Source organism: Kitasatospora sp. NPDC007106 (genome assembly GCF_040634455.1).
Lineage (GTDB): Bacteria > Actinomycetota > Actinomycetes > Streptomycetales > Streptomycetaceae > Kitasatospora > Kitasatospora arboriphila.
The window spans coordinates 1-3,762 of record NZ_JBEYFP010000593.1 but is presented as its reverse complement, the minus strand read 5'-3'; the positions used below and the strand labels follow the sequence as shown (position 1 = coordinate 3,762).

Annotated in this window: 3 protein-coding genes and 1 pseudogene; 1 reads left to right on the top strand and 3 read right to left on the bottom strand. The window is 73.4% G+C overall.

All coding sequences use genetic code 11. The annotated features are described in order from the left end of the window. From ABZ641_RS29015 to ABZ641_RS29005, 3 genes and pseudogenes are all read right to left on the bottom strand, one after another. Positions 1-227, bottom strand: a pseudogene (locus tag ABZ641_RS29015) (ornithine carbamoyltransferase subunit F); the annotation flags it as partial. 23 nt (positions 228-250) lie between these two features. Beyond that, entirely contained in the window at positions 251-1,474 is a 1,224-nt protein-coding gene (locus ABZ641_RS29010; RefSeq protein ID WP_344622299.1) for an arginine deiminase, read from the bottom strand. 20 nt (positions 1,475-1,494) lie between these two features. Continuing rightward, the gene (locus ABZ641_RS29005) at positions 1,495-3,021 is read right to left on the bottom strand and encodes an amino acid permease (RefSeq protein ID WP_344622300.1); all 1,527 of its coding nucleotides are present in this window, start codon (positions 3,019-3,021) and stop codon (positions 1,495-1,497) included. Positions 3,022-3,435: 414 nt separating this feature from the next. Between ABZ641_RS29005 and ABZ641_RS29000 the strand changes: the two genes are divergently transcribed. Then, positions 3,436-3,762 (top strand): hypothetical protein (locus ABZ641_RS29000; protein WP_359986464.1); only part of this gene is annotated, 327 nt, incomplete at its 3' end.

The following is a 3,762-nucleotide window of genomic DNA, read 5'->3' as shown; positions in this document are numbered from 1 at the left end:
CAGGTGGTGGCGCCGTGGTCGGCCGCGGCCACCTCGAAGGCGCAGCGGGTCCGGGTGGAGCTCTTCTCGAAGATCAGCGCGAGACGGCGGCCGGTCAGCCGCGGGACCTCCGTGCCGGCCCGCTTGGCGGCCTTCAGCTCGGCGGCGAGGTCGAGCAGGTGGTGGATCTCGGCCGCGGTGAAGTCGAAGTCGGTCAGGTAGTGGCGGCCGTTCAGGTTGACGGTCATGGCGGGTTCGTCCTCCGTGTGGGTCAGTCGACGGGATCGCGCTGGATCGGGCAGCTCATGCAGCGGGGGCCGCCGCGGCCGCGGCCGAGCTCGGAACCGGCGATGGTGACGATCTCGATGCCCTGCCTGCGCAGGTGGGTGTTGGTGGTGGTGTTGCGCTCGTAGCCGACGACGACGCCGGGCTCGAGGGCGAGGAAGTTGCTGCCGTCGTCCCACTGCTCGCGCTCGGCGGCCCGGGCGTCCTGCTCGGCGGAGAGGAGGCGGACCTTGTCCACGCCGAGCGACTCGGCGAGGGAGGCCGCCAGGTCGGCGTCCGGGGTGACCTCGAGGCCGCTGGGCCGTTCGGGGGCGGGGGTGAGGGTCCACGAGCGCAGCCGGTCGGCCAGGCCGGGGTGGACCGCGAAGGTGTCCCGGTCGATCATCGTCAGAACGGTGTCGAGGTGCATGAACGCCCGGCTCTCCGGCAGCCGCACGGCGATCACCCGGTGGGCGGCGCCGAACAGGAAGAGGTTCTGGGCCAGCAGTTCGACCGCCTGCGCGGTGGTGCGCTCACCCATGCCGACCATGACCACCCCGGGGGCGAGGACGTGCACGTCGCCTCCCTCCAGGCTCGGACCGGGGCCGATCGCGGTGCCGTCCAGCAGCGGCGGCGCGGTCTCGGCGAACAGCGGGTGGAAGCGGTAGATCGCCGCCGTGTGCAGGGTCTCCCGGCGGCGGGCGGGCCTGGCCATCGGATTGAGGCTGTAGCGGGCGCCGATCCAGCAGGAGTTGTCGCGCGGGAAGAGGTGGTTGGGCAGTGGTGGGAGGGCGAAGTCCTGCTCGCCCAGCGTGTTCCAGAGCAGGCTGTGGGGCCTGCGGATCGGCAGGTCGTTCTTGAGGACGCCGCCGATCAGGTACTCGGCGAGCGTCGTGCCGTCGAGCTGCTCGCACAGTTCCCGCACCGGCTCCACCAGGGCCGGGCCGACGGCGGCCGGAGTGACGACCTGGCCGAGCAGCCAGGCACGGGCGGGTGCCAGGTCGAGGGTCTCGGCGAGCAGGTCGGCGTAGTGGTGGACGCGCACGCCGTGGTCGCGCAGCACCTGGGCGAAGGCGTCGTGCTCCTCGCGGGCCCGCTTGGCCCACAGGATGTCGTCGAAGAGCAGCTCGTCGACGTTGCGCGGGGTGAGCCGGGAGAGTTCCAGGCCGGGGCGGTGCAGGATCACCTGACGCAGCCGGCCGGCTTCCGAGTCGACACGCAGAGTGGACATGCCGGTGTGCTCCTTGGTTCTCAGTGCTGGTGGCGCGGCGTCAGCGCGCGACGGAGGAGGGTGGGCAGGCCCGCACGGCGTGCGCCGCGGGCCGCCGCGGGCCGCGATTCCTCGCGCCCGGCCTGCGCGGACCCGGCCTGCGCGGTCCAGGTGGACGGGGCTTCGGTGAGGACACCGGTCCCGGCCGTGCGGGTGCGCGGGCGCTTCAGCCAGATGTACGCGGGAATGCCGAGCAGGATGGTGAACAGGCCGTAGTAGACGGTCTGGTAGCCGCTGCCCTGGATGGACCAGTAGGAGAACGCCAGGGCCGCGACGGCGACGGTGGTGTCCCGGAGCAGGCGGCGCCGGTCGAGCTCCTCACGGCCGTGCTGCACCAGCCAGAGCACCTGGGCCGCGGCCGCGACCAGGTAGGGGACGGCTGCGGTGAGCACGCTCAGCAGCACGATCCCGGTGAAGACCTGGGTGAAGCGGGTGTAGCTGACCACGGTGAGCACCGAGGCGAGGACGGTCGCCGAGACGATGCCGAAGGCCGGCACGCCGGCGCGCCCTCGGACCTTGGTGAAGGCGGCCGGGAAGAGTCCGTCCCGGGCGGCGGCCATCGGCATCTCGGCGCAGATCAGCGTCCACCCGTTGAGTGCGCCGATGCCGGAGACGATCGCCGCCGCCGCGACCAGGTCACCGGCCCAGTGGCCGCCCGCGACGGTGTTCACCGCGTCCGTGAACGGCGCCGTGGAGGAACCGAGTCGGGCGTGCGGCACGGTCCCGAAGACGGCCAGCGTGCCCAGCAGGTAGATCGCGGCGCACGCCAGCGTGCCGTACACCGTGGCACGCGGGACGTTGCGCCTGGGATCGCGGACCCGTCCGGCGGCCACCGAGGCGGTCTCCAGGCCGATGTAGCTGAACAGGGCGATCGCCCCCGCCGCCGACACCGCCCCGAGCGCCGACGTCCCACTGGCGTTGAAGGCACCGAAGTTCCCGGACTTCACGAACAGCAGGCCGACCGTGCCCATGAAGGCCAGCGGCAGGAACTTCAGCACCGTGGTGACGACCTGGAACGCGCCGACGGCCCGGACGCCCGTCAGGTTGACGACGGCCGGCACCCACAGGCCCGCGAGCGCGATCGCGATCGAGCCACCGGTGTGGTGTCCCCGGTTGACGAACACCTCGACGTAGCCGACCCAGGCCACCGCGATGGCCGCGTTGCCCGCCCAGGCGGTGATCCAGTACGACCACGCGGTGAGGAACCCGGCGAACTCCCCGAACGCCTCCCGGGCGTAGACGTACGGTCCGCCGCTTCCCGGCACCCGCTCCGACAGCCGGCCGAAGGTCACCGCCAGGGCCAGGGCCCCGATCGTCACCAGGGCGAACGCCACCAGGGCGATCGGCCCGTACGGGGCGAGTGCGGACGGCAGCGCGAAGACGCCGGTGCCGATGACGCTGCCGACCACCAGTGCGGTCGCCGCCGGCAGGCCGAAGCCGCCGGCCGTGCCGGACGGACCGTCATCCGGGTTTCTCTGCAGGGCCTTTCCGCGGCCGTGTAGGGACATCACGCGCTCCTTTGCGGTGTGCTCGGGGAAGCGGGCGGACACTGCTGTGCCCGTGACCCACGGTGAAGATCCTCGGAGAGGGGCCGGGTGCCTTCCCAGGGACCGACGGCCCTGTCCTCCTCGCCGGCAGTCCCGTCGCCCGTGCCCCGATGGTCCCGGCCGGGGCGGTCGGGCTGACGGTTCGTCGCCGGACCGGACAGGCCGTCCCCCGCGCGGGAGCCGTCGCCGGTCAGGGACCACCGGCCCTCCGGTCGGCCCGGTCGGTCCCTGTTCCTGCCCGGACCGTCGCCCGCAGAGTTCTTCTCGAACGCGACCCGCAGGAGCCCCCGGCCCTGCACCACCCGGCTGCCGGAAGGCGACGGGTGGCGGCGGTCCGCTCCCGACCGTGCACCCCCGTCCGCAAAGGAGTTCCCGATGGCCGGCACCCACGGCACCCGCGTCACCCGCCCATGGCAGCGCCACCTGCGCCGGGCTCTCGGCACCGAGCACAACGCCCTGGCCCGGGCCGCGGACCGCTCCCGCAGCCGCTCGCTCGTCCTCGCCGTGCTCGCGGTCGTCGTGGCGGCACTGCTCGGCGCCGTGGCTGCCCGAGCCGACCTCGGCTCGGCCGAACGGCGTGCCGAGGCGGCGACGCCCCACCTGCACCGCATCGACGCGGTCCTGCTCACGCCGACCCGGAACTCCGGTGGCACGGCCGATGCCGTGGCCGGCCGCTACCGTGCCGCCGCGGCCTGGACCTAC

Bases quoted from the DNA above. Each gene is read 5' to 3' on its own strand.
- ABZ641_RS29010 (WP_344622299.1), bottom strand. From the start codon at position 1,474: ATGTCCACTCTGCGTGTCGACTCGGAAGCCGGCCGGCTGCGTCAGGTG.
- ABZ641_RS29005 (WP_344622300.1), bottom strand. From the start codon at position 3,021: ATGTCCCTACACGGCCGCGGAAAGGCCCTGCAGAGAAACCCGGATGAC.